The organism is Streptomyces sp. NPDC005017 (genome assembly GCF_042873115.1).
Taxonomy (GTDB): Bacteria; Actinomycetota; Actinomycetes; order Streptomycetales; family Streptomycetaceae; genus Streptomyces.
In genome coordinates, this window is the sequence record NZ_JBIALD010000036.1 from 51,101 (window position 1) to 74,371 (window position 23,271).

Here is a 23,271-nt window from a genome sequence, read left to right on the forward strand (position 1 = left end):
CGCAGCCACAGGAGTGCGTGTGTATCGCTATGTTGACGCAGCAGCGGTCCGAGCCGCCGCGTGGAGCCTCCGCCGCCGGACGGTCTGGCCGGACCTGACCGGACCGTCAGCGGGCCCGGCGTCGTGGCGCGTCTGGCTGCAGCAGACCTGGTCGCAGGAGTTCGCCGCCGCAGTCACGGCCGCCAGCCCCGACCTCGCAGACAGGGTGGACCAGATCTGCGCCGGCCGGTCGCTGCCGGACCCCGCCCTGCGGCGCACGGTGCTCTCGGTTATGCGTTACCTCCTTCGCGCCCAGTCGCGCGCCACTCCGTTCGGGCTGTTCGCCGGCGTCGCGGCCGCACGCATAGGCGCCACGGCCGCCCTGCGGGTGGGCGACGATCACCATGCCGTGGCCCGGGCCGACGCGGCGCACAGCACGGCACTCGTCAACCGGCTCGAGGACCACGATGGTCTGCGCCCCCACCTGATGCTGGTCGTCTCCGCTCTCGCCGTGGAACGCGGCGGCTACGTCGTGATCGAGCACCGCCCAAGCGGCATACCCGGCAAAGGACCGGAGCATGTACAGGTCCGGCTGACGGAGCCGGTCCGGGAAGCCCTGCACGGCGCACGGACTCCGGTTACGTGGGGTGACCTCACAGCCAGGCTTGCGGCCGCCTTCCCGGCCGCCCCGCCCGCGGCGATCGACAACGTCCTTACGGGCCTGGTCAAGCAACGGGTCCTGCTGAGCAGCCTCCGCCCGGCAATGACCGTCACGGACCCCCTCACCCACCTCCTCGCGCATGCCCGGCACTTGCCGCCTGCGCAGGTCGCGGAGCTGCGTGAGACCCCGAAACGGGCGCTGGTGCTGCGGATGGACTGGGACCTGACCATCCCGGAGACGGTCGCACAGGAGGCGGCAGCGGCAGCGAAGGCACTCACCCGCCTGGCGCCCCGTCCGGCGCTCACCGGATGGGCCGAGTGGCACGGACAGTTCCTCGAACGGTACGGGCTACGGGCGTCCGTTCCCGTACTGGACGCCATCGACGCACTCGGCTACCCGCCCGGCTATCTCTCGGCCACCACCGCGCCGGCACCCGACCCGTTGCCCGACCGGGACAGCCGCCTCATCAGACTCGCCCACACCGCCGCCGTACAGGGCCGCCTCGAAGTGGAACTCGACGACGCTGCGCTGGAGGAACTCGCCGCCACTGATCCCGGCCATCCCGTCCAGCCGAGCACCGAGCTGACTGTTCGCATCGACGCCGCGAGCGTTGCCGCCCTGCAGGAAGGCCACTTCACCCTGCACGTCGTCGGAGTGGCCCGCTCCGCGGGAACGACCACCGGGCGCTTCCTTCACGCGCTGGACGACAAGGACCGGCGCCGCATGAGCGAGGTGTATGCCGGGCTGCCCGCCCTGCACCGAGGTGCGCTCCTCGCACAGATCAGCTCCCCACCGCTGACCCTGCGCGCCGAGAACGTCGCACGTGCCCCGCAGACAGCGGCACTGGTGATCGCACTCGGCGACTGCGCCGGCCCAAACACCAGCACCATCCCGGTGACAGACCTAGCGGTCACTGCCGACGCCACACGGCTGCACCTGGTCTCGCTCTCCCGCCGCCGCCCCGTGCACACACTGGTGCTCAACGCCGTGGACCTGAGCCGCCACACGCATCCGCTGGCCCGCTTCCTGGCCGAGGCACCCGTGGCGCTGGCTGTGCCCTGCACGGGAGTCATGTGGGGCAGCGCCGCCTCCAGCCTCCCGTTCCTGCCCGCACTGCGCTACCGGCGGACCGTCCTGTCCCCGGCCCGCTGGCTCCTGGACCGCAACAACCTGCCTGCCGCGTCGGCGCCGTGGCCGCAGTGGGACGAGGCGCTGGCCCGGTGGCGTCGCGAGGTACGTCTGCCCGAGCGGGTGTACCTGAGCGAGGGCGACCAGGCCATGGCCCTCGACCTTGCGGAATCCTCGCACCGCGCCCTGCTGCGCACCCACGTGGACCGCGACGGCACGGTGCGGCTGTCTCCCGCACCATCGCCGAGGGAGCTGGGGTGGACCGGTGGGCGCGCCCACGAAGCCGTCATCGCCCTGGCCGCAGACCAGAGCGTCGCCCCCGTCTCCGCAGCGCACCACGCCGTCGACCGCGAGCACGGCCACCTGCCCGGCTGCGACAGCCGTCTCTACCTCCAGCTGTACGGCCACCGTGACCAGCAGAACCTCCTGCTGACCCGGCATCTGCCGTCCCTGCTGGAGGAACTGGGTGATCCTGGATGGTGGTTCGTGCGCTACCGAGACCCTGGCGACCACCTGCGCCTCCGTCTGGCCTGCGCGCCCGGCACCCTCGGCACCGTCTTCGAGCACATCGGCGAGTGGACCCGACGGCTCAGGCAGCACGGGCTGATCAATCGGGCCGGCGTGGAGACCTACTACCCCGAGACCGCGCGGTTCGGCGGCCCCACCGCTCTCGACGCGGCCGAACGCTACTTCACCGCCGACTCCGCCGCTGCCCTGGCCCAACTCGCCCTCCCGCCCGCAGGCGGCCCGGACGCCCGCGCAGTGACCGCCGCGAGCATGGTCGACATCGCCACCGGTCTGCTCGGCGACAGCGCCACGGCCATGCGCTGGCTGATCGAGCACACGCGTACCGCCCCGGCCGCACCGCCCCGCACCGTCTACCGCCAGGCCGTCGACCTGGTGAACGCAGACACCCCGAGCCCTGACGAACGCCTGAGGGCAGCCTGGGGCACGCGACGCACGGCACTGGCCGCCTACCGGCACGCGCTCACGGACGCGGCCGTACCCCCCGACAGCCTGCTGCCCGACCTGCTGCACCTCCACCACGTGCGGATGCTCGGACCGGCGCGCGCCGAGGAGCGCATCCACCTGCATCTGGCCAGGGCCGCCGCCCTGAGCTGGACGGCACGAGCAAGGAGGACACCGTGACCACGACCGCCCCCGCCCCCGCTTGCCTGGCGGCGCTGTCGAGGGCCGGCGAACTGGCCCGCACACTGGCCGACCCGGGCACCGCGTGGCCGGGCGGCCGGCCGGACGGCGGACGGTCCTGGCCGCAGTCGCTGGCCGGCGGAGCCTCGGGTATCGCCCTGCTGCACATCGAACGCGCCCGCACCGGTCACGGCGACTGGGACACCGCGCACACCTGGCTCGCTGCCGCCGTACACGGCGACATCAGCGCGGCGGCCAACGCGAACCTCTACTTCGGGGCCCCCGCCCTCGCGTTCATCACCCACCGCGCCGCCGGCGCATCCAGGCGCTACCTGCCCGTCCTGGAACGCCTGGACGAGGCCACTCTCCACGTGACCCGCAACCGTCTGAACCAGGCCCACCAGCGCATCGACCGCGGCGAACGGCCCCCGATGGAAGAGTTCGACCTGATCCAGGGCCTTGCCGGGCTCGCCGCCCACCACCTCAGCCGCCACCCGCACCACGGCATCACCCGCGACGTCCTGTCCTACCTGGTGCGCCTGACCGAGCCTTCACCCGGCCCCACCGGCCTGCCGCCATGGTGGATGAACGTCGGCCCCACCGGCGCGCGAAGCGCCGACTACCCCCACGGCCACGGCAACTTCGGGCTCGCCCACGGCATCGGCGCCGCCCTGTCCGTCCTGTCCCAGGCCCTCCTGCACGATGCAGCCGTACCCGGCACAGCCGACGCCGTCGAACGGATCTGCACCTGGACGGACCAGTGGCGCCAAGGCACCCAGGACGCCCCCTGGTGGCCTGGCCTGATCTCGATGGAACAGGCGAGGAACGGGCACATCCATCCACGCCTTCGCCCCCGCCCCTCCTGGTGCTACGGAGCAAGCGGAACGGCCCGCGCCCAGCAGCTGGCCGGGCTCGCCCTACGCGACCCGGCACGCGTCCAGGCCGCCGAGAACGCCATCCTCAACGCCCTGCGCGACCCGCTTCAACCCGCCACGCTTGACGGGATTGGCCTGTGCCACGGCACGGCCGGCCTGCTGCACGCCGCATGGCGCATGGCCACCGAGACAGGCAACCTCGAGATCGCCGCAGAACTGCCGGGCCTGGCCGGGCACCTGGCCACGGCCCTCGACCGGGACGACCACGATCCGGAGCTCCTCGACGGAGCCGCCGGCGCCGCCCTCGCCCTGCACACCTTCGCCACGGCCAGCGCGCCCGCACCGCACTGGGACACCTTCCTCGCCCTGGCGTAAAACACCTCCGGAGACCGCCTCATGGACCTACCCACCTGGCGCCAGGCCAACGTCGCCTTCCCCCATTGGGAACACGCCGAGAACGTCGCCCTGGCCCGCCTCGCCCCCCTCCTGCACGCCGCCGAGGACAAGGGCGCCCTCACCGCATGGTTCATCGTCCGAAAACGCCCCTGCTGGCGCGTGCGCTACCGCCTGCCGGCCGCCGAAAGTCCGGACCCCATCAGCCGGAGCCTGGACGAGCTGGCCGCAGACGGACACACGACAGGCTGGACGCACGTCGTCTACGAACCCGAGGTCCACGCCTTCGGCGGCACCGGCGCCATGGCCTGCGCCCACCGCTTCTTCCACCGCGACAGCCGCGCCATGACCAGCCACCTCCAGACCGGGGCCCGCCCGCACCGACGCGAGATATCCCTCATGCTGTGCAGCCTCCTGCTGCGCTCCGCCGGCCTGGACTGGTACGAGCAGGGCGACGTCTGGGCGCGCGTCGGCGACCACCGCCCGCCACCCCCCGCCCCCAACCAGGACAACTGCGGCCGGCTCCTCACTGACGTGCACCGGCTCATATCCGTCGGCGGAGAAGACCTGATGCGCCCGGGCACAAGCCTGGCCCACGTCGCCGCCTGGGCCGGTGCCTACACCAACGCCGGGCAGGAACTGGCCCGCCTCGCGCACTCCGGAAACCTCCACCGTGGCCTGCGCGACGTGCTGGCGCACCACGTGCTCTTCGCCTGGAACCGGATCGGCCTGCCCCACGACACCCAGGCCGCCCTGGCAGCCGCGTCCAGGACCGCCGTCTTCGGCCCCAGCCCTGCGCACGAGAGGAGCCCCGCCGACCATGGGACACCCACCTGACACCGTCGCCCGGCGCTTTCCCCTCATCGCCCGTCCCCGCCCCGCCTGCCTTCCCCTGGCACAGCGCATCCACGCGCTTTCCGAACTCGCCGACACCGCAGCGAAGTCGGGCGACGCAGGAATCGCCTCCACCGTCTACAACCAGGCCGCGCTGCTCGCCTCCGACACAGGCGCCACGAACGACGCCCGCACCCTGTGCCACCGGCACGCCGCCGCCTACCTGCACGCCGCGCCCCTGCCCGGCAAAGCCGCCATCCGTGCCCTGGAACCCGTCATCAACCTCGCCCGCCTGCACATCCGTGCCGGACGGGCCGACAACGCCCTGCAACACCTGCACACCCTGTTCGACGCCGCCACCACCGCCAGACCCGCCAGGATCGAGAACATCGTCGTACCCGCAGCCCTGACCACGGACGACGACGCCCGCCAGGAAGTCCGTACGTGGCTGTGGAGCGTCCTCATCGCCGACGGCACCCGCGCCCTGACCACAGCAGGCCGCTTCAGCGAAGCCCTCACTCACGTCCAGGCACACCGAGGCGTCGGCCGGCGCATGCTCGACGGCCGCCAGGTCGCCGTCCTCGCCGCCCTCACCACTGGTCACCCGGATCGCGCCGAAGCGCTCCTGCAAGAGACCACGCCCAGCGCGCCATGGGAACAGGCGGTGACAGCCTGCCTCACCGCCCTGTGCCGGCCCACCGCCCAGCCGCCTGCCGGCCGTCACGCCCACCAACTGGCCGACATCTACACCAGACTCGCCCCCGAGCCCGGAAGGGCCGTCTTCGACGCCCGGCTCGGGCTGACAGTCCTGGACCTCATCGGCCGTGCCACACCACCAGCGGCGTACCGCGTGGTCAACGAACTGCACCGCCGAACGGCGGGGCTGAACGACGGATACGCCGCCCGGGAGAACCTGACGCACCCCCTGTTCACCGCCTTCGCAACCAGCGAGCAGAAGAAGCACTGCCAAGACCTCGTGAACAGATGCGCGCTCGGGTCCGGGCACCTCCCCGACGATCTCCGTGACCGGCTCACCCGAGCCCTGCACACCAGCGACCGCACCATCCGGCGCTCACTCACCCGCACGGAACACAGCCCCACTACCCGCAAGGCGCCCGCCTGACGCAGTGAAAGCCTCCCGCCCACCCCGGCGCCCCCGCACTCCCCGGCCCCAGGTCCGGACCGCCACAGCAGCGTCACCACCGGCGTTTCGGCCACCACCCATCCGGGCCGTGTCCCTGGCGGGAGAAGGGTCGGTGCACCGGGCATGCTCCGCCGGGCGCTGTGTGGCGGGGTTCGGGGTCCGTTCGAAACACAGGTGTTCGACATCCGGGCGGGTTCGTTGAGCCGTGTGACCCCGCCTTCGACGAAAAGGGAGAGCCACGTTGACTTCTGCCGAAGCCCCCGGACAGCACACCACAGCGCCGCCGTTCCCGCCGCCCGCGGAGATCACCTACAGCGGGCAGTACGCGATCAACCCGCTCGCCGAGGTGTCCTTTAGCCGGATGTGCGCCCACATCCCCGCCGTGCTGGGCAGGATCGCCCGGCTGTCGTGGAGGACCGACCGGCGGGCGGTGCAGCTCCTGGTGGGCTGCCAGCTGCTCACCGGTGTCTCGGCCGCCGTCCTGCTGGCCGCGACCGCCGCCGCCATGAAACCGCTCCTCTCCGAAGATGCCGTCGCCGGCCGGCTGCACCAGGCGCTGCCCGCGCTGCTGGTGGTGGCCGCGGCCGCCGCGCTGGGCCGCGGCGCGGACGCGGTGGCCGCGTACGCCGAGCGGCGGATCACACCCCGGCTGACCACCGGGACGGACAGCGCGCTGGTGGAGGCGGTGTGCCGGGTCGAGGCCGCCGCCTACGGCGTGGACGGGTTCTCCGACCGTCAGGAAGCCGCCGAGATGGGCGTCCTGCGCACCCACGTCATGGTCAACGACGCGCAGCGGTTCATGTCCGCCCTGGTCCGCATGATCACCGCGGGCGGGGTGCTGTCCGTGCTGAACGTGCTGATGCTGCCGCTGCTCCTGCTCGCCGTCCTCCCCGCCGGCATCGGAGCGGTGCTGTGTGCGCGGGTGGACTACGAGACCCACTACGCCAACGTCGCCGACCGCAACGTGCGCGGCATGATGCGCTGGTGGGCGACCACCTCGAAGTACGGCGACGAAGTCCGCGCCAACTCCATGACCGGCTACCTGACCTACTGGTACCGGGCCCTGTCCGAGCGCTGCGACGCCCGCACCCTCGCCGCGGCCCCGCGCACCCTGCGGATCTCGATGCTGTCCTCCCTCGCGGGTGGGTTCTTCCTCACCGCCGCCTGGGCGGCGCTGGCCTGGCTCGCCGTCAGCGGCCGCATCGACCTCGCCGTCGCCGCCACCGCCGTCGTCGCCGTCCAGACCACGCTGGCCGCCCTCTCCCAGGTCGTCGTGGGCGGCGCCGCCGTTTTCCACACCAGCCTCTACCTCGGCGACATGCAGTCCTTCCTCGACGACGCCACCGCCCGCGCCCCCCGCCGCGGCTCCGCCGCCGTCACCGCGCCCGTCGAGGAGATCAGGGTCGAGGAAGCCGTCTACCACTACCCCGGCAAGGACAAGCCTGCCGTCGACCGGGTGTCCCTCACCCTGCGGCGCGGGCAGATCCTCGCGATCGTCGGAGCCAACGGCTCCGGCAAATCCACCCTCACCCGCCTGATCACCGGCATCTACCTCCCCGACAAGGGCAAGATCACCTGGAACGGCACCGACCTCGCCGACACCGACCCCGCCACCGTCTGGGCCAACACCGGCCTCGTCCCGCAGATCTTCGCCCAATGGCCCCTGCGCGTCCGCGAGAACATCACCCTCGGCCAGCCCCGCACCCACGACGACACCGCCGTCTGGGAAGCCGCCGACGCCGCCGGCCTGCGCGACGCCATCGACGACCTGCCCGCAGGCCTCGACACCCTCCTCGCCCGCGACATCTTCGGCGGCTCAGAACTCTCCGGCGGCCAATGGCAGCGCATCGCCTGCTCCCGCGCCCTCTACCGCCGGCCCGCCCTGCTCATCCTCGACGAACCCACCTCCCAGATGGACCCCCGCGGCGAACACACCATCTTCGAACAGATCAAAACCATCGCCGCCGACCGCATCACCATCGTCGTCACCCACCGACTCGAGAACACCAAAATCGCCGACCACATCATCGTCATGGAACACGGCCGCATCACCGAACAAGGCCACTACAACGACCTCACCCACGCCGGCGGAACCTTCGCCGAACTCCTCCAACTCTCCCAGGACCGCTGACCCGACCACCCACCGCCGGCCCCGCTCGGTCTCGCAACCTGCAGACACCCCGCCCACTGGGTGCTGCCTCTCACGCGCCCTCCCGTTCCACACCCCAGCAGCTCAAAACGCACAAGTTGTGCACGCGGCCGCATACCAAACCGAGCGACTTCACACACACGTCGACTCGTGCAGCCGGGGCTCGTCCCTGGCCGCACCCGACAACGGCATCGCCACAAACCCCGCAGACCTGTGACGACGCGATCCGCGGCCCCGCGCCTTCCCTTGCGCGGGGGCGCGGGCGGCGGGACTTCCAGCCCGCTCCCCGAAGAAGGCCATACCCCCATGACCGGCCCGGATCCCGACACCCGCCCGCCCCGTGCCCGCCACCCGCTCCATCCCATCGGGAAAACGGGCGGCCAGGCCCGTCTACGATCAGCCACCATGGACTGGCTGGAGCAGATCTCGAAACTGAGGCAATGGACAAGGAGTGGAACACGCGCTCCGCACAAGCCGCTGCTGCTCCTGTACGCCCTCGGCCGGTTCCAGCAGGACGCCGACGGTGGCCTGCGATACACCGCGGTGGAGCAGGACCTGCAGCGACTGCTCATCGAATACGGTCCACCCCACAAGACGACACCCGCCTACCCCTTCCACCACCTCGTCAACGACGGCGTATGGGAAGTCCGCACCGATCGCGGACCGGGCAGCCCCGGCAGCGGGGTACGAGACCTCCGCGAGACGGCCGCCACGGGGCGGCTCGCGCCGGACTTGCGAGCGGCCCTGTGCCGTGAACCGGACCTGCTCGGCAGCATCGCGCGACGGTTGCTCGACCTGCACTTCCCGCCCTCTCTGCACGGGGAACTGTGCGAAGCCGTCGGCCTGGCACTCGAGCCGGCGCAGGCCGCACAGCTGTCGACGCAACGCAGACTGCGGGACCCACGGATGCGGGAACTGGTGCTGACCGCCTACGAGTACCGGTGCGCCTTCTGCGGCTACGACGGCAGGATCGGCGCCGTGCCGGTCGGGCTGGAGGCCGCCCACGTGCGCTGGTGGGCATTCGGCGGGCCCGACGTGATCGAGAACGGGCTGTGCCTGTGCGCGCTGCACCACAAGCTCTTCGACAAGGGTGTCCTCGGAGTGGGAGACGATCACCGCATCCTGGTATCGCAGCGCTTCGTCGGTCACAGCCCCGCCGCCCGCGAGCACGTCATAGCCCTTGCGGGCCGCCCGCTGATCGGCCCCCAACCCGGCTCACACCCTGTTGCCGCAGCGCACCTCGACTGGCATGCCCGGCAGGTCTTCCACGGCGAACCGCGCCCCGCCACGGCAGCCTGACCCCGGCAGCCACCCACGAGACATCCCCCTCACAGAAGAACGATGGGCGCGTACGCCGCACCTACGCCGCTTCGCACCACGCTGGACGGCGGACGAACGGGGTACTGACGGCGTACCGCCGACCACTGTCCCCGGCGAGGCTCTTGCCAACGGTGATCCGGCCCGTCGCATCCCCCGTAGCGGCAGACCGTTCCGCCTTCAGGGGCGAGGACGACTCTCACGGGCAGATCCGGCAGTACCCCAAGGCTCCAGCGGCCACGCTCCCCGACGGCCGACCGGCCGTCTTCCTGATCCCGGGGCTCCGGCCCGGGCCGTGGTCGGGCGCATGGTCAGGGGCAGGGCCGGCCGCAGGCCTCACCTCGGCCCGACCACGGCCTCACCATGGTCCGACCATGCCTCGACCACGGGGGACTGTTATGGATTCGTGACCGTGGTGAGGGCTCCATGGTGAGGCTGGTGGTCAGGGCCGGCGGGTTTCCTCAGGACAGGCCGCAGCCGCCGGCCCGACGCCACAGCGCGGAGGATTCCCGTCCCATGACCAGTGCCCCGCACCAGCCCAGTCCGGCCAGGACTCCGGCAGCCGGACCGGCGCAGCCGCTGGCCGCGCAGGTGCTGGCCGCCCTCGCCCAGCACCGGATCGCCACCACCGGCCAGCTGCGCAGCATGCTGCGCCCCGACGGCTCCCGGCAGCTGATCTCTCGCGTCCTGAACCGTCTGCGCGCCGAGGGCCTCGCCGAGGCCACCGCCCTGCACCGGACCCACCGGACCCACCGGACCCGCGTCTGGTACCTCACCGCGGACGGTGCGCGCCTGACCCGTCACCTGCCCGTGCTGCGCGGACGCCCGCCCTACCCGGTGACCTCGCACACCGCGGCCTCGCTGAAGACCCCGCACACCCTCGCCGTCGTCCGCGCCCATCTCGCCTTCGCCGAGGACGCCCGCCGCCTCGGCCACGAACACGGCACCTGGGACTGGACCCCGGAGGTCTCCCACGCCATCGGCGACGGCGAACGCGTCACCGCCGACGCCCTCATGCACTACACCGCCACGGACGGCGGGCAGCGGCGCAAGCTGCGCGCCTTCGTCGAGGTCGACCGCACCACCATGAGCGGCGAACGCCTCGCCGCGAAACTCATCGACTACGCCCGCCTGTTCCACCACGACGCCCAGCCACCCGGCCGGCGCCGGTCGGCCGTCCAGGGCCCGGCGTGGCTGCGCTGGTATCCGGTCTTCCCCCGCGTGCTGTTCGTCCTCACCGGCGCCGCCCGGCCCCGCCTGGAGCAGCGGATCGGCGACCTGCAGGCCATGACCGCCCACCACCCGCTCGTCGCCGGCCTCGCCCGCGACGTCCCCCTGGCCGCCGCCGTCCTCGAAGACCTCGAACACCACGGCCCCGCCCAGCCGGTGTGGACGCCCCTCACCGGCGGACCACCCCACCCCTGGACCGACCCGTGACACTCCCCCGGCCACGGCTGGACATCAACACCCGCCGACCGGCCGCGGGACCCTTCGACAACGCCCGTTCGATCAGATTCGGAGTCATGCCGTGAGCAGCCCTACACCCCACCGGTCTCCCGCCCACCGCGCCGCGACCAGCCCCGACCCGCACGCACGCGTCTTCCGCTTCCCCGACGCGGACGCCTGCGAACGGGCCAACGCCGACGCCGTGTTACATCCCGGCGCCCACGGCGACCTTCCCTGCGTGGAGATCGACGGCGTCCTCGTCTTCGCCCACCTCGACCCCGGCCTCGGCGCCCTGCGCATCACCGTCCACCTCGACACCGCCCCCGGCCACCTCATGCGTATCGACGGCACCGTGCCCGTGCACATCGAGATCGACGACACCGTCGTCCACGAGGCGCACGGCGCAGCACGGACGCCGCTCATCGACGCGCTACTGGACGCGGCCGACGACAGCCACAGGGAAGCCATCCGCGCCGCGGCCCTGGCCGTCGGAGCGCTGTGGCGCTGCCCCGCCTGCCAGTGGGACAACCCGGACACGGCAGGCTGCTGCCAGAGCCCCGGACCGTGCGGGACCCCGTCACCTCGCACCCCGTGACGCCGGGTTGCGGCGACAGTCTGCATGCGGCCCCGAAGGCGGCGCCCAAGGCTGCCCGACCCGTGTGAGGAGCGTGGATGATGGCGAGGGGACTTCTCGCCCATGGACAGATGACCTGTAGGTGCGCCTTGTCCAGCGCGACCAGGCTTCCGTACTCTGACGGCCTCTTTCCTTTGTGCAACGGCGCCCCGGGATCTGACTCGCACTCTGCCCAGAGCGCTGTCACAGCAGAGGACGAGCAGGGGAAGGCAAGCATCCGGGGGTTGGCTGTCATGAATGTCGGCGGGACGCTGCTCGGCAAGCAGGTCACGAAGCGATACCCCCGCCGGGGTGATCTACAGCTCGTCCGGTTGGGCACGGCGGCGTCCTTCACCTGTTCGCGGTGCGCACAGACGAAGACGGCGCGTCTTGTTGCCGTGCGCGGCAATGCCTTGTTCTGCAACGGCTGTTACGGGCGCACGGAAGCGGAGCGAAGCCTGTCAGAGGAGTCCGGTGGGTCCTCTGCAGTTTCGACACCCTCGTCGGCAGTCCGGCATGCCGAGCCGTCGCCTTCCGACGTACGGGACCCTTCTCGCGTCGTCGTCGGCGAGCGTGACTGGGGGCTGCCCTTCGCCGTCGTGCATACCGATCAGATGTTGGGATGGAAGTTTTCCGTCCGTGCTGAGCATCTGCTTCTCGGCACCTTTCCCATCCCGGTCGAGATGGCCGACAAGGTCCCGCCCACTTCTCTCAACGTTGCCCTCGTACCGATCGACGAACTCGCTCTCGTACAGGCGGCAAAACGTGTCCCGGTCCTCGACTACCAACCGGGAGTCAAACTCCACTTGGACGGTGACCGACCGCTTCTGACGGGCATGGCATGGCATCGGTTCGTCCTTCCTGGGACCCGGGTCTCCGTCCGCTGGGATCATCGGGCGAAGACGAGGCTGCACATCGCCTACACCCGGCTGCGCAGGCCGGTCGTCGTTGCCGGCACGATCGTGCGCTACGCGTACGACCCGAGGATCATGACCCGTGACCTCGCGGCCGCCGACGTGCGCGCGGACCGTTCGGAGGAACTCGTCCTGATCACACTGCGCGAACTCGGCTACCTCGACGAGCAGGGGCGCGCCCTGCTCCCGCTGCCGGCACTGCTCCGTAACATCACCGAACGCGCAGAGCCTGGGGAGACGTCGGCAAGGGAGTTCGAGAACGCGGTCCGTCGGCTACTGGCACGCAAGGTGCTCACCTGGGAGTGGGGCAGCGTGGGCGCCGGTGGCACGCTTCGCTATCCCGCTCGCGATGGCGAGAGCACTGTCGAACTCCTTTGCTACACCCCGGCGTTGCGTGAGGTGGAGCACGACGACCCGGGGACAGCGAGCGGCGGCAGGACAGAGGCCGGCGCCCACCGAGTGGCAGGACATCTGATGCGCATAGGCCATCTCGGCAAGGAAGCCAGCGCGGAGGCGAGGGCCGCCTACCGGTATGACCATCAGAGGGCGGGCCTTGCCGGCCCCCACGAGCTGCCCCGGGGGTTCACGTACGTTCGTGAACACGAGCGAGGTGTATAGGGCGGTCGATCGTCTGCAAGGCCGACCCCGCCGTGTCCTTCTCCAGGAGCTGACGGCCCGTTGCATCGACCACGAGGACGGCGGGCAGGGGCAGCGGGCGAGCCTGTCCTCACCGGCCGGGAACGCCTATGCCGTCTGGCGACGTACCTCGTTCTCGTCGGTCACTTCGTACACGTCGATGCGCAGCAGTCTGCGGATGCGCTCGGGGACGCGTTCGACGGCCTTGACGGACGAGGTGGGTACGATCAGTGCGTACCGTGTGCCGGGGTCCTCGCTGGTCATCCGGCGCAGAAGCTGTCCGTAGGCGGTGTCCGCGTCGATTCCCTTCTCGCTGGTGCGTCCCTTGGCCTCGCAGATCAGCCGGTCGTTGCCGCGCACGGCCTCGAGGTCGGTCCAGCGGTTTGTGGGGGTGACGGGTGTCCAGCCCCGGGCCAGCAGCCAGGTGCGGAAGGTGTCGGTGACGCGGTCCTCGTCGCTGTCACGTGCCAGGACCGCTCTCAGTGCCGCGAGGTCCGCTTCCCGGCTGCGGCGCAGGCGCCCGCGGCCGTCCGCGTCGAGATCGGCCGGACGGATCACGACCAGGCGCAGCCCGTGAGCGGGGATCTCGGTGTCGCGCCGGGCGTCGTACCGGGCTCGCTGCTCGCCTCGGTGGACGCCGCTGACGGTCAGCCGGCCCGGCTTGTCGAAATGCGGCATCGGCTGGTCGTGCTGCAATTCCCGGTACTCGAGGACGAGTTGATGTCCCGGCCAGTAGGCGTCGACGGGCAGCTTCGCCCGCCGCCCGCCGACCCCCGGGTCCCCGAGCAGCCAGTCGAACTTGTGCTGAGTCAAGGCCGGCTCACCGAGTACCCGGTTGCACAGGTCGACTACGTACGCCTCGTCACTCTCGTCTCTCGTGCCCATGGCCGGGCATCATGCCACCCGCCCGCCCACCATGAAGGCAGAACCAGATCTCAGGACATCATGGACGCCAAGAGGCGCAGGTGGATGCGCTCAGGTCTTCAACACGTCCGCACCGGGGGCGCACGCCTGATCGACGTCCCCCTGACGGAATGCGAATATCGGACTCGACTTCGAGGGCGTGTTGCGGGATGCGAGCCCATGTCAGCGGGTGGCGCGAATCATGACGGTGAGCACCGGTGAGGCTGCCGAGGGCTGGCTCCGGCCGACGTAACGGTAGCCCCGCTCATCAGGTGGGCCGGTTGCCGCAGGCAGCCGCAGTGCTCGAGCGCGCCCGCGAGGGCGGCGCGGCGGCAGCGGACTTTCAGTCGGCGATCGTGGTCACCGTTCGGCGGAGCGCCGGTGGGCGGGCAGCCGAACGGCAGCGCCTCGCTGGCTCCCCTCACCGGGGCTGGCGTGACGTATCCAAGCACCCCGGCCGGTAGGGGAGTTCGGGCAGATGATCGTGCCAAGTGGCCCGGGAGAGCAGGTGGGGATAGCGGGCGCAGACGGCCTTCGCCGGATCGGCCAGTGCGGACACGTCCCACAGGTGGAGCCGGGCGCCACCGGCCGCGAGGGAGGAGCCGTCGCGGCTGAAGGCCAGGGCGTGCACGATGCCGCCGTCGACGAGCAGCGGATCACCGATCTGCGTCCCGGTGTCCGGGTCCCACAACCGGACACGGCTGTCCTGCCCACCGCTGGCCAGCAGGCCCGTACGGCTGAACGCCACCTCGTTCACGGTCACCCGGTGTCCGGTCAGCGGCTTGCTGAACGGGAGGCGGGCGGCCACGTCCCAGAGCCGGACCGTGCCGTCGGTGGCGCCGCTGGCCAGCCGCTTTCCGTCGGGGCTGAAGGCCAGGGAGGTGACATCGCCGGAGTGGTCCGTCATCGGTTCCCCGAGTGCCCGTCGCCCGGCGACGTCCCACAACTGGATCTCCCCGAACCCGGAGCCCGAGGCGAGCACTTTTCCGTCGGGGGAGAACGCCAGCGCGTGCACCCTGCCTCTATGGCCCAGTGGGTACGTTCCACCGCCGGGCCGATGCGCGGGGAGCAGCGGTTCCAGCGCACGGTGGGTTGCCGTGTCCCACAGCTGGACATCGCCCTGGACGTCGAAGCGGTTGAGGTCCGTGTCTCCGGTCGCGAGGAGCTGCCCGTCGGGGCTGAACGCGACAGCGCCGATCGCTCCCTCCAGCGGGGGGCCGGTGGGCCGCCAGCTGGTGGTGTCCCACAGCCAGGCGGGTCCCACGTCACTCGTGGCCGCGAGCGTCGAACCGTTCTCGCTGAACGCCACGGAGAACGCCTTGCCCATACGTCCGGTCAGCGAAGCACGTGCGGGGCGCCCGGTCCGGGGGTCCCACAGGTGGACCGCGAGGGTCGCGCTCCCGGACGCCAGGATCTCTCCGTCAGGGCTGAAGGCGGCCGAGAGGACCTGCTGGGAACCGTCATCCATCGCGGTTTCGCGAGGGCGGAGCAGCTCAGGGTCCCACAGTCGCACCGTTCCGTCGTCAGCTGCCGAGGCGAGGGTCCGGCCGTCGGGCGCGAAGACCAGCCCTGTGAGGGAGCCGACATGGCCGGCGAGCGGTTCGCCGATCGGCAGCCCGGTGCCGCGCGCGTCGAGCAGCTCCACCTGCTGGTCATCGGATCCGGTCGCGACGAGGGAACCGTCGGGGTTGAAGGCCAGAGTGGTGATGGAACCCATGTGCTTGGTGCGCAAATCCCCGACCTGGCGGCGAGCGGAGACATCCCACAGCTCGATCCCCGGCAGCTCGTTGCCCCCGCGGTTCACGGCGAGCCTGCGCCCGTCCGGACTGAAGACAAGATGCTCGACGGGCGCCCTGCCGTCCGCAGGCAGATCACCGAGGCGACGACCGGTATGTGCGTCAGACAACAGGATGCCGCCCCGGTCGTCCGCCGCGGCGAGGAGCCTGCCGTCGCCGCTCAAGGTCAAAGGACCGCCGAAATCGGGGAGTTCGTCGGTGTCGAGCAACCGCGGCCGGGACCCGCGCAGGTCCCACCGCGTGAGCACACGGTCGGACGAGGAGGCCACCAAGGTGTTGTCCTGCGGCGCGAACGCCAGAAGGGAGACATGCCGTTCACCCCCGGCAGGTGCGCCGGACGGCCGGGGAAGCGACACCGCACTGCCCACGGGACGGCGAGTGGCCATGTCCCAGAGGATGACCAAACCCCCGTGGTGCCCCGAGGCAAGGAGCCGGCCGTCCGGGCTGACGGCCAGGGCGGACGGCGTGGCGTAATCGGCCCGCGGCTGCGGCCCTGCGCGCCGTTGCTCGGCCGTGTCCCAGAACATGATCCGGCCGTCGAACCCGCTGGTCACCAAAGTGGTGCCAGCCGGGTCAAAGGCCATGAGCGAGCCGCCGTATCGACCGCTGGGGATGGTGCCGCGCCGTCGGTCGGCGGCAGCCTGAAGAAGTGCCTTCCGCGTCTCGGGCAGACCTCCCGCCCGCTCCTGCGCGGCGACCGCCAGCAGCTGGGAGGTGACCGGGTCCGCATCTGCGAGAATCTCGCTCTTCTCGGCGATCTCGACGGCCTCCCTCGCCCTACGGTCGTCCGCCGCCTGTCGCCGCAGCGCCAGGAACACGGTCACCCCGACGGCCATCAGCACGAGGACGACGGTCAGGACGACGCCCGAGCGCCACCGCCAGGTCCTGCGATGGTGCTCGGCCGCCTCGACGAACTGCCTCTCGGTTTCCGAGGCATACGCCTGGTACGCCACCAGGGCGTCACGGTGATTCTTGAGCGCGCCTCTACGCGGCAGATACCCGGAACGGTGGCCCGAGCGCTCCCACGCGGCACGTTCCCGTCTGAGTTCGGATCGCCAGCGCAGCAGGTCACGATGTGCGTCGAGGTGGGCCCTGGCCGAGGTCCACTGGGCGAGCAGGGTGTCGTGGGACAGTGCCGCCATGGGCTCGCCGCTTGCGCCCGCGCTGATCACCACCAGCCGGTAGTCCGGCTGGGCCAGCAGCTCGGCGGCCTTCCAGCCGTCCTCGTCGAGTTCGCCGCGAGCGGCGAAACGCCGTAGAAAGTCGCCGTCTCCGGCGCCCGGCTCCACCAGATGCAGCAGGAGCCGCTCAGACGCCTCCCTGTTCTTCTCGGTCAGCCCGGCCCAGATCTGCTCCACGTGGGCGCTCAACCAGCCTTCCGGCCCGCTGAGTTCACGGTAGTTGGCGGTGGTCAGCAGTCCGTTGCCGGTCTGCCCGTGCCACATACGGGTCAGCAGCGCCTGGACGTCGGGCAGTGTCTGACGCTGTCGCACGATGTCCTGCACGATCAGATCGAGCAGCCCGTCCTCGAACCGCGCGATCCCGTTGCGCAGCGGGCCTTCGAGTACGTCCGTCAGCTGCTGCGGGGTCATCGGGCCGACCCGGACCACCGCGTTGCGCACGGTGCCCTGCCAGCCGGGCAGGCCGAGCACGGTCTCCAGCAGGTTCTCGGTCACGGCTACGACGACGCGAGCGGCCGGGGTGCCGTCCTCGCCTGGGCCGTCTTCGGTGGCGAGCCGACGCAGCTCGGCGGCGACCCGCCGGAGCCTTTCCGGCTCTGTTGTTCCTTCCCCGGGCTTGCCGGCGGTGGGACTCAGCAGCAGCTCGAACTGGTCCACCACCAGGACGAGCCGTGTCAGACCGGCGCCCAATTCGCCCAGGACACGGCCGGCCAGGGCCGCGGGCCGCAGGGGGACGAGTGCATCGGCCAGCTCGTCCTGCCGGGTACGGACGTCCACGGCCCCGGGATCCGTGAGGCTCACCACGGCCGCGGCCAGCGCGTGGCGCAACGTCTCGTGCAGATGAGGCTGCAGGACCAGCACCGCCGTCCGGTCGTCCCCCTCCAGCCGGGGCACCACCGCTGCCTGGAGCAGGGAGGTCTTGCCGGCGCCCGACATGCCCGTGACGATCGTGATCTCGGAGGTGCGCACGGTCCGTACGGTCTTCGCCGCCAGCTCCGCCCGGCCGAAGAAGACGGCGGAGTGCTCGGCGGTGAACGGCAGGAATGCCCGGTAGGGACAGGCCCGTTGGTACTCCGCCCGGAGATTCGTCCAGGAGTCGAGGATGGTCTCGCCCTTGATCGCCTGTGCGTACCGTGCGATGTCGGGGCGCGCGGCCTGGCTGACCAGACCGATCACTCGCCCGGTGGCCCTGTCCCACACCGGAGTGCCGCTGAACCCCTGCTGGATCACACACCCGTCGTCCTGCGCAGGCCTGCCGATCTGCAGCCGGTCTTCATGCACGTCACCCTCGATGGTGCCGTTCACCCAGGCCGGCTGGTCCTTGAACTGCCGCTGGTAGCCGTACACGGCGACCGGGTGGTCGCCCACGGCGTCGTCACGGGCGAGCACCAAGGGCCCCGCCCCCTCGGGCAGCGCGTGCTCCAGGAGCAGACCTGCCACGTCGCCTTCGCCGTCGGGGAGCATCGCCGTCCAGGAGGCGACCCGGGCGCTGAGCAGACGCCCCGGTTCCCGCAACGGGAAGTCGAGGAAGACCGGCTCCTTGGGCGCCTCGGGGTACGTGTGCGGCAGTCCCAGCGCGGTTGCCACCACATGGGCGCAGGTCACGACCTTGTCGTGGGCTGCGAGGAGTCCGAACCCCACCGGTCGTCCCCGCTGGTCCAGAAACCGGACCAGTCCGGGCCGCATCGCGTCCGTGGCCGCCCCTGTCCGGGCCGAGCCGTTGGTCCTCCCCGTCATCTCGCCTGCCGCTGCCTAACCCGGCTGCGGGGAATCAGAGGCGGGCAGCGGTGGACCGTCCGCGCCGCCGGGCCGCTGCCATTGCAGGGTCACCGTCAGATGGGTCTCCCCCGTCGACTCGGCGATGACCAGGCCGGCCTTCGCCGACAGCTTCAGTCCGAACTCCACCTGCACCGAGTCCGGCGGCCGGGTCCCGGACCGCAGCCGGGTGAGCACCTCCTCGGAGAAGGACCGCACACGGTCCAGTCCGTCGGAGAGGCTCTCGGGAAGCCGCGTCACCGCGTCCTGCCTTCGGCTCACCGGCCCGAAGGTGTCCTCGTCGTCCTGTGAGGTCACCTCGACGGACATGAACTGGTCGTCACCGAGCGGGACTTGAAGAAACCGTGCCATGCAGCCGTCCTTCCCCCGTACGGGCGGAGCAACCCCCGAGTCGGCTCTCCCGCCGACGCATCCGCGCAACGTTCTCCGACGGCACGGTGGACTTCCAAGTCGCGGCGGTCTCCGGAGGCGCCATGGACTTCACAGGCGCGGCATTCTCCGGCGGTCACGTGTCGTTCAACGGCGCAATGTTTTCTGGCGGCACTGTGGGCTTCCACAGCGCAACGTTCTCCAACCGCACGGTGTACTTGGGGAACTGCTTGTACCTCACCGGTAGAACTTCCGACAGTACGGTGATCTTCGGCCCCGCGATGTTCTCCGGCGGCCAGGTGTCCTTCAAGCAGGCGAGAGGTCCGGCTCCCGACGGGCTTCTGGCTGCCGTCGGCATTCGGCTCCTGCAACGGTCGCCCTGCCCCAGCCCTGGCATTCCCCGAGTCCGTAGCCTCTTGAGCCGACCCCGCGGTACATCTGCGCGAGGCCCCGCCGAGCCCGGACTGGGAGAGATCGGCCCCGATCGAGGATTGCCCATCCGCTCGTACGGGACGGCGTCCACGGCCGTACCGCTCCAGGGCGGCGATGCGGCCGGGCGAAGCCCGCAGCAGTACGACGATGCCCACCGCCACGGCACCGATACGGTCCACGGGCGCCGGGCCCTCGACCAGAGACGGGCCGGCATCACCTGGATCGCAGCGCCCCGGCGCACCGCCGTCGTCGTCGCGGACTCGGTCCGGGCTCCTCCGCCGCTGCAGCGGAGAAGGACATTTCATGCAGCCGAGCCGTCATGCGGAGAGCTGTCGGCAGCGGAAATCCTGTGCTTGATGCGGACACGTCCTGGGAGGCTGGGCGGGTGACCGAGACGACGCCTTACGACGCCGACCGCGCCCGATTCACCCGCCAGGCCCTGGCACGCCTGGTCGTCTGCGACCACGCCGTGGACGTCGCCGACCGCGCGGCAGCCATGGTCGCCACCGAGAACGACCCTGACACCGGTCCCGGCGGGCGGGTCAGCCAGGCATTCCAGCTCATCGAACTCGCGGAGCGCGCTCTGGTCTCCGCCGTGATCTACGAACGCGAGCGAGGAAGCTCCTGGACGGAGATCGCCCAGTACCTGGACATCGGCCCGAAGGAGGCGGAAGAGCGTTTCGCCCCGCACCTGGACAGCTGGCACACGGCCTTCGACACCCCCTACCGGCTCGACGACACCGGCCGAAAGCGCATCCCGCAGCTGCCCACTGCGGCGTACGACCCCGCCTGGGCCTGCGAGCATCTGGACCGCTGGGCCTACCTCCAGCGCATCGGGACCGACGCTGTGAGCTCCGGCCTGCTCATGACCGTGCCGCAGGAGGAATCCCCAGCCACCCCGTAGCAGCGTCCGATGAGACAGCCCCTGCGCACGGTCGCACCGCAGGCTCGCCGACACACCCGGCCAAGGCCTGCCCAGCCCCCTCACCATGACCGGTCAGGCGAGGAGGGCCGTGAGGGCTGTGGTCAGGGCGGCGGCCAAGGTGATGACGGCAGCGAATGCGGTGGCGGCGCGGGTGAGGGCGGTGGGGTAGGTGGCTCCGTCCATGCGGGCGAGCTTGCCCGCGCCAGCGCCGGCCAGCACTGCGACGACGGTGACGAGTGCGGTGGTAAGGAGGACAACGGCAACGCTCACTGCAGGCTCCCTGTACCCGATGGGGTGTTGACAGGGTCGAAGGTCGCGGAACGGCTGTGCGCCATGGTTCACGAGGACGATGATGAACACGGGCGAACACACCACGTCGGGGGACGACCGCATGGACGACGGACCAGACCACCGCAGTCCGGCACGCGCCGGACTGCGCAGGAGACTCGACGAGGGACGGGCTCGGGCTGGGCTGGATCAGACGCAGCTTGCGAGGCAGGCGGGTCTGGGGCGGACGACGGTGTCGAAGGCGCTCTCGCCGGCCGGGGCTGTGCCGTCGGTGGACACGGTGACCGCGCTGGGCCGTGCGCTGAAGCTGCCGGTGGGTGAACTGCTTGAGTTGCAGCGGGCCGCGGCGGATGAGGCGGGCGCGCCCCGGGCAGATGCGTCAGGGCCGGGCAGGCCGATCGGCCTGTGGGGGCCGCACGAGCTGGAAGTGCACCCTGCCGGATCGGGCGAAGTCGTTGCTGGCGGGGGTGTGCGGGTGCTGCCTGGTTATGTGTCGCGTCCGCATGACCGGGTGCTTGCCGATGCGGTGAGGGATGCTGCAGCCGGCCGCAGCCGGATCGTGGTGCTGGTGGGGTCGTCGTCGACGGGGAAGACGAGGGCGTGCTGGGAGGCGGTGCAGTCGCTCGCAGCGCAGGAATGGCGATTGTGGCATCCCTTCGACCCGACCCGCGCCAGGGCCGCGTTGGAAGAACTGCACCACGTGCGGGCGCGCACGGTGGTGTGGCTGAACGAAGCCCAGCACTACCTCGGCGACCCCGCCGTCGGCGGGCAAATCGCGGCGGCCCTGCACCGGCTGCTGGGCGATGAGCAGCGCAGGCCGGTTCTGGTGCTGGGCACACTGTGGCCCGAGTACGCCAAGGAGTACACCGCCCTGCCCCCACCGGGCGAGCCCGATCCTCACAGCCGGGCGCGGGAGCTCCTGGCCGGTCGCACCCTCACTGTGCCCGACGTCTTCGGCACCACTGCCCTGACCGCGGCCGCAGCCCTGGCTGACAAGGGTGACCGGCTGATGGCCGATGCCCTCACCCGGGCACGGGGCCACGGCCGGGTGGCCCAGGACCTGGCCGGCGCCCCGGAACTCCTGCGCCGCTACGAACAAGCCACCCCCGCGGCGAGAGCCCTGCTGGAAGCAGCGATGGACGCACGCCGCCTCGGCGTCGGCCTCCACCTCCCGCACGCCTTCCTCACCGACGCCGCCCCCGGCTACCTCGACCGGCACGACTACGAGCAACTCACCGACGATTGGGCCGAACAGGCCTATGCCGAACTCGCCCAGCCGGTCCACGGCAAACAGGCACCCCTGCGCCGCACCACCGCCCGACCCACACAACACCCATCCCCGCCCGTCACCGCGCAAGCCGCTCCCATGGCTCTGCCCGCGGGAGCGGTGTTCCGGCTCGCCGACTACCTCGAACAGCACGGCCGCATCACCCGCCGCCACCTGTGCCCGCCCGCCTCCTTCTGGCACGCCGCCCACATGTGCATCACCCACCCCGACGACCTGCACAACCTCACTCAGGCCGCCAAGAACCGCCACCGCCTGCAATGGGCGCACCATCTCCGCCTCCGCGCCGCACACCACGGCAACGCTGCTGCCATGTCCCGGCTGGCGATGATGTGGGAGCGGGCCGGGGACCGGAAGACGGCCGAAGCGCTGGCCCGGCAGGCCGCCGACCACGGTGACACCGGAGCTCTGGTCCGCCTGGCCGAAATACGGGAGGCAGCCGGAGAGTAGGAAAGCGCCGAAACCCTGGCCCGGCAAGCGGCCGACCACGGCAACCCCTACTCCACGCAGCTCGTCGAAAGATTGTGGCCGCACGGCCTCGATCCGGACGGTACTCCAACACGCCCATGGCAATAGTCCACGCCCCTCCAGGCGAGCCCTGGGTCGGGCGGCCGTTTACGTCCCGGCGACCGGCGTGGTGAAGTCGGCCCTCGGCCGTCACGGCTGGAAGCCCTGGCCGGATGTGGGGCGGCTCGCTGGTGTACCTGTTCACGGCGCGGGCCGACCGGGTCGACGCCCAGGGCCGGGTCCGGCCGTGTGATGACCACCCCTCCCTGCCACGCGTTGCACGTCGGTGTAGCCGTCCCGGCGGCACAAACTGGCGATGTGTTCCTCGAACTCGCGGTCGCTTATCCGCCAGACCGCCTCCAGCGAGCGGCGGTCTTGGATCCGCGCATCCCCAGCAAGTCGGGCTTTCCCGCCCGGCCTTCACAACGTCCGGCGCGGACCAAGGCCGCTGCAGCGGTCCCTACGGCCAAGACGGCTACTGACTTCGGCTCGTTAGGGTGACGTCGATTCGTCGAGGGTGAGGCCGGTGCCGGCTATGAAGCCGTCGAGGGTGTGGGGGCGGTACTGAAGG

Annotated in this window: 15 protein-coding genes and 1 pseudogene; 12 read left to right on the top strand and 4 right to left on the bottom strand. The window is 71.1% G+C overall.

What is annotated here, in order from left to right:
- The first annotated feature begins 19 nt into the window (after nt 1-19).
- The 9 genes from ACFYR0_RS34910 to ACFYR0_RS34950 all read left to right on the top strand — a co-directional run bounded on the left by ACFYR0_RS34910 (nt 20) and on the right by ACFYR0_RS34950 (nt 13,220).
- Nucleotides 20-2,917, top strand: a complete 2,898-nt coding sequence (locus tag ACFYR0_RS34910) for a lantibiotic dehydratase (protein WP_389337428.1) — start codon at nt 20-22, stop codon at nt 2,915-2,917.
- Nucleotides 2,914-4,167: a lanthionine synthetase C family protein gene (locus ACFYR0_RS34915; protein ID WP_389337431.1), complete on the top strand. Its 1,254-nt coding sequence runs from the start codon at nt 2,914-2,916 to the stop codon at nt 4,165-4,167. Before ACFYR0_RS34910 ends, ACFYR0_RS34915 begins: the two co-directional genes overlap by 4 nt.
- A 21-nt stretch (nt 4,168-4,188) precedes the next feature.
- Complete coding sequence (locus ACFYR0_RS34920) at nt 4,189-5,022, top strand: thiopeptide-type bacteriocin biosynthesis protein (protein WP_389337434.1); 834 nt, start codon at nt 4,189-4,191, stop codon at nt 5,020-5,022.
- Nucleotides 5,006-6,142 carry a hypothetical protein gene (locus ACFYR0_RS34925; protein ID WP_389337437.1) on the top strand — a complete coding sequence of 379 codons (1,137 nt, stop codon included), beginning with the start codon at nt 5,006-5,008 and terminating at the stop codon, nt 6,140-6,142. Before ACFYR0_RS34920 ends, ACFYR0_RS34925 begins: the two co-directional genes overlap by 17 nt.
- A 382-nt stretch (nt 6,143-6,524) precedes the next feature.
- Nucleotides 6,525-8,294, top strand: coding sequence for an ATP-binding cassette domain-containing protein (locus tag ACFYR0_RS34930; RefSeq protein ID WP_389337469.1), 1,770 nt, complete (start codon nt 6,525-6,527; stop codon nt 8,292-8,294).
- 423 nt (nt 8,295-8,717) lie between these two features.
- A complete protein-coding gene (locus tag ACFYR0_RS34935; protein ID WP_389337439.1) occupies nt 8,718-9,611 on the top strand; it encodes a phosphorothioated DNA-binding restriction endonuclease in 894 nt (297 codons plus the stop codon).
- A gap of 534 nt (nt 9,612-10,145) precedes the next feature.
- Nucleotides 10,146-11,066: a replication-relaxation family protein gene (locus ACFYR0_RS34940; protein ID WP_389337442.1), complete on the top strand. Its 921-nt coding sequence runs from the start codon at nt 10,146-10,148 to the stop codon at nt 11,064-11,066.
- A 247-nt stretch (nt 11,067-11,313) separates the two neighbouring features.
- Nucleotides 11,314-11,670, top strand: coding sequence for a hypothetical protein (locus ACFYR0_RS34945; RefSeq protein ID WP_389337445.1), 357 nt, complete (start codon nt 11,314-11,316; stop codon nt 11,668-11,670).
- A 263-nt stretch (nt 11,671-11,933) separates the two neighbouring features.
- Nucleotides 11,934-13,220 carry a hypothetical protein gene (locus tag ACFYR0_RS34950; protein ID WP_389337448.1) on the top strand — a complete coding sequence of 429 codons (1,287 nt, stop codon included), beginning with the start codon at nt 11,934-11,936 and terminating at the stop codon, nt 13,218-13,220.
- A gap of 126 nt (nt 13,221-13,346) precedes the next feature.
- On the opposite strand, the gene ACFYR0_RS34955 is transcribed toward ACFYR0_RS34950, so the two are convergent.
- The 3 genes from ACFYR0_RS34955 to ACFYR0_RS34965 all read right to left on the bottom strand — a co-directional run bounded on the left by ACFYR0_RS34955 (nt 13,347) and on the right by ACFYR0_RS34965 (nt 19,245).
- Nucleotides 13,347-14,123: a hypothetical protein gene (locus tag ACFYR0_RS34955; protein WP_389337451.1), complete on the bottom strand. Its 777-nt coding sequence runs from the start codon at nt 14,121-14,123 to the stop codon at nt 13,347-13,349.
- Nucleotides 14,124-14,562: 439 nt separating this feature from the next.
- Nucleotides 14,563-18,759: a trypsin-like peptidase domain-containing protein gene (locus tag ACFYR0_RS34960; protein ID WP_389337454.1), complete on the bottom strand. Its 4,197-nt coding sequence runs from the start codon at nt 18,757-18,759 to the stop codon at nt 14,563-14,565.
- 111 nt (nt 18,760-18,870) lie between these two features.
- Complete coding sequence (locus ACFYR0_RS34965; RefSeq protein ID WP_389337457.1) at nt 18,871-19,245, bottom strand: CU044_2847 family protein; 375 nt, start codon at nt 19,243-19,245, stop codon at nt 18,871-18,873.
- Between the two features lie 835 nt (nt 19,246-20,080).
- Between ACFYR0_RS34965 and ACFYR0_RS34970 the strand changes: the two genes are divergently transcribed.
- Nucleotides 20,081-20,599 (top strand): hypothetical protein, encoded by a 519-nt coding sequence (locus ACFYR0_RS34970; RefSeq protein WP_389337460.1) that lies wholly within the window; start codon nt 20,081-20,083, stop codon nt 20,597-20,599.
- Between the two features lie 93 nt (nt 20,600-20,692).
- Here ACFYR0_RS34970 and ACFYR0_RS34975 read toward each other — a convergent pair whose 3' ends face one another.
- The gene (locus ACFYR0_RS34975) at nt 20,693-20,890 is read right to left on the bottom strand and encodes a hypothetical protein (protein ID WP_389337463.1); all 198 of its coding nucleotides are present in this window, start codon (nt 20,888-20,890) and stop codon (nt 20,693-20,695) included.
- A gap of 121 nt (nt 20,891-21,011) precedes the next feature.
- Here ACFYR0_RS34975 and ACFYR0_RS34980 point away from each other — a divergent pair.
- Together ACFYR0_RS34980 and ACFYR0_RS34985 are read left to right on the top strand one after the other, a co-directional pair.
- A pseudogene (locus tag ACFYR0_RS34980) lies at nt 21,012-21,179 on the top strand (hypothetical protein); the annotation flags it as partial.
- 342 nt (nt 21,180-21,521) lie between these two features.
- Entirely contained in the window at nt 21,522-22,643 is a 1,122-nt protein-coding gene (locus ACFYR0_RS34985) for a hypothetical protein (protein WP_389337475.1), read from the top strand.
- The last annotated feature ends 628 nt before the right edge of the window (nt 22,644-23,271 follow it).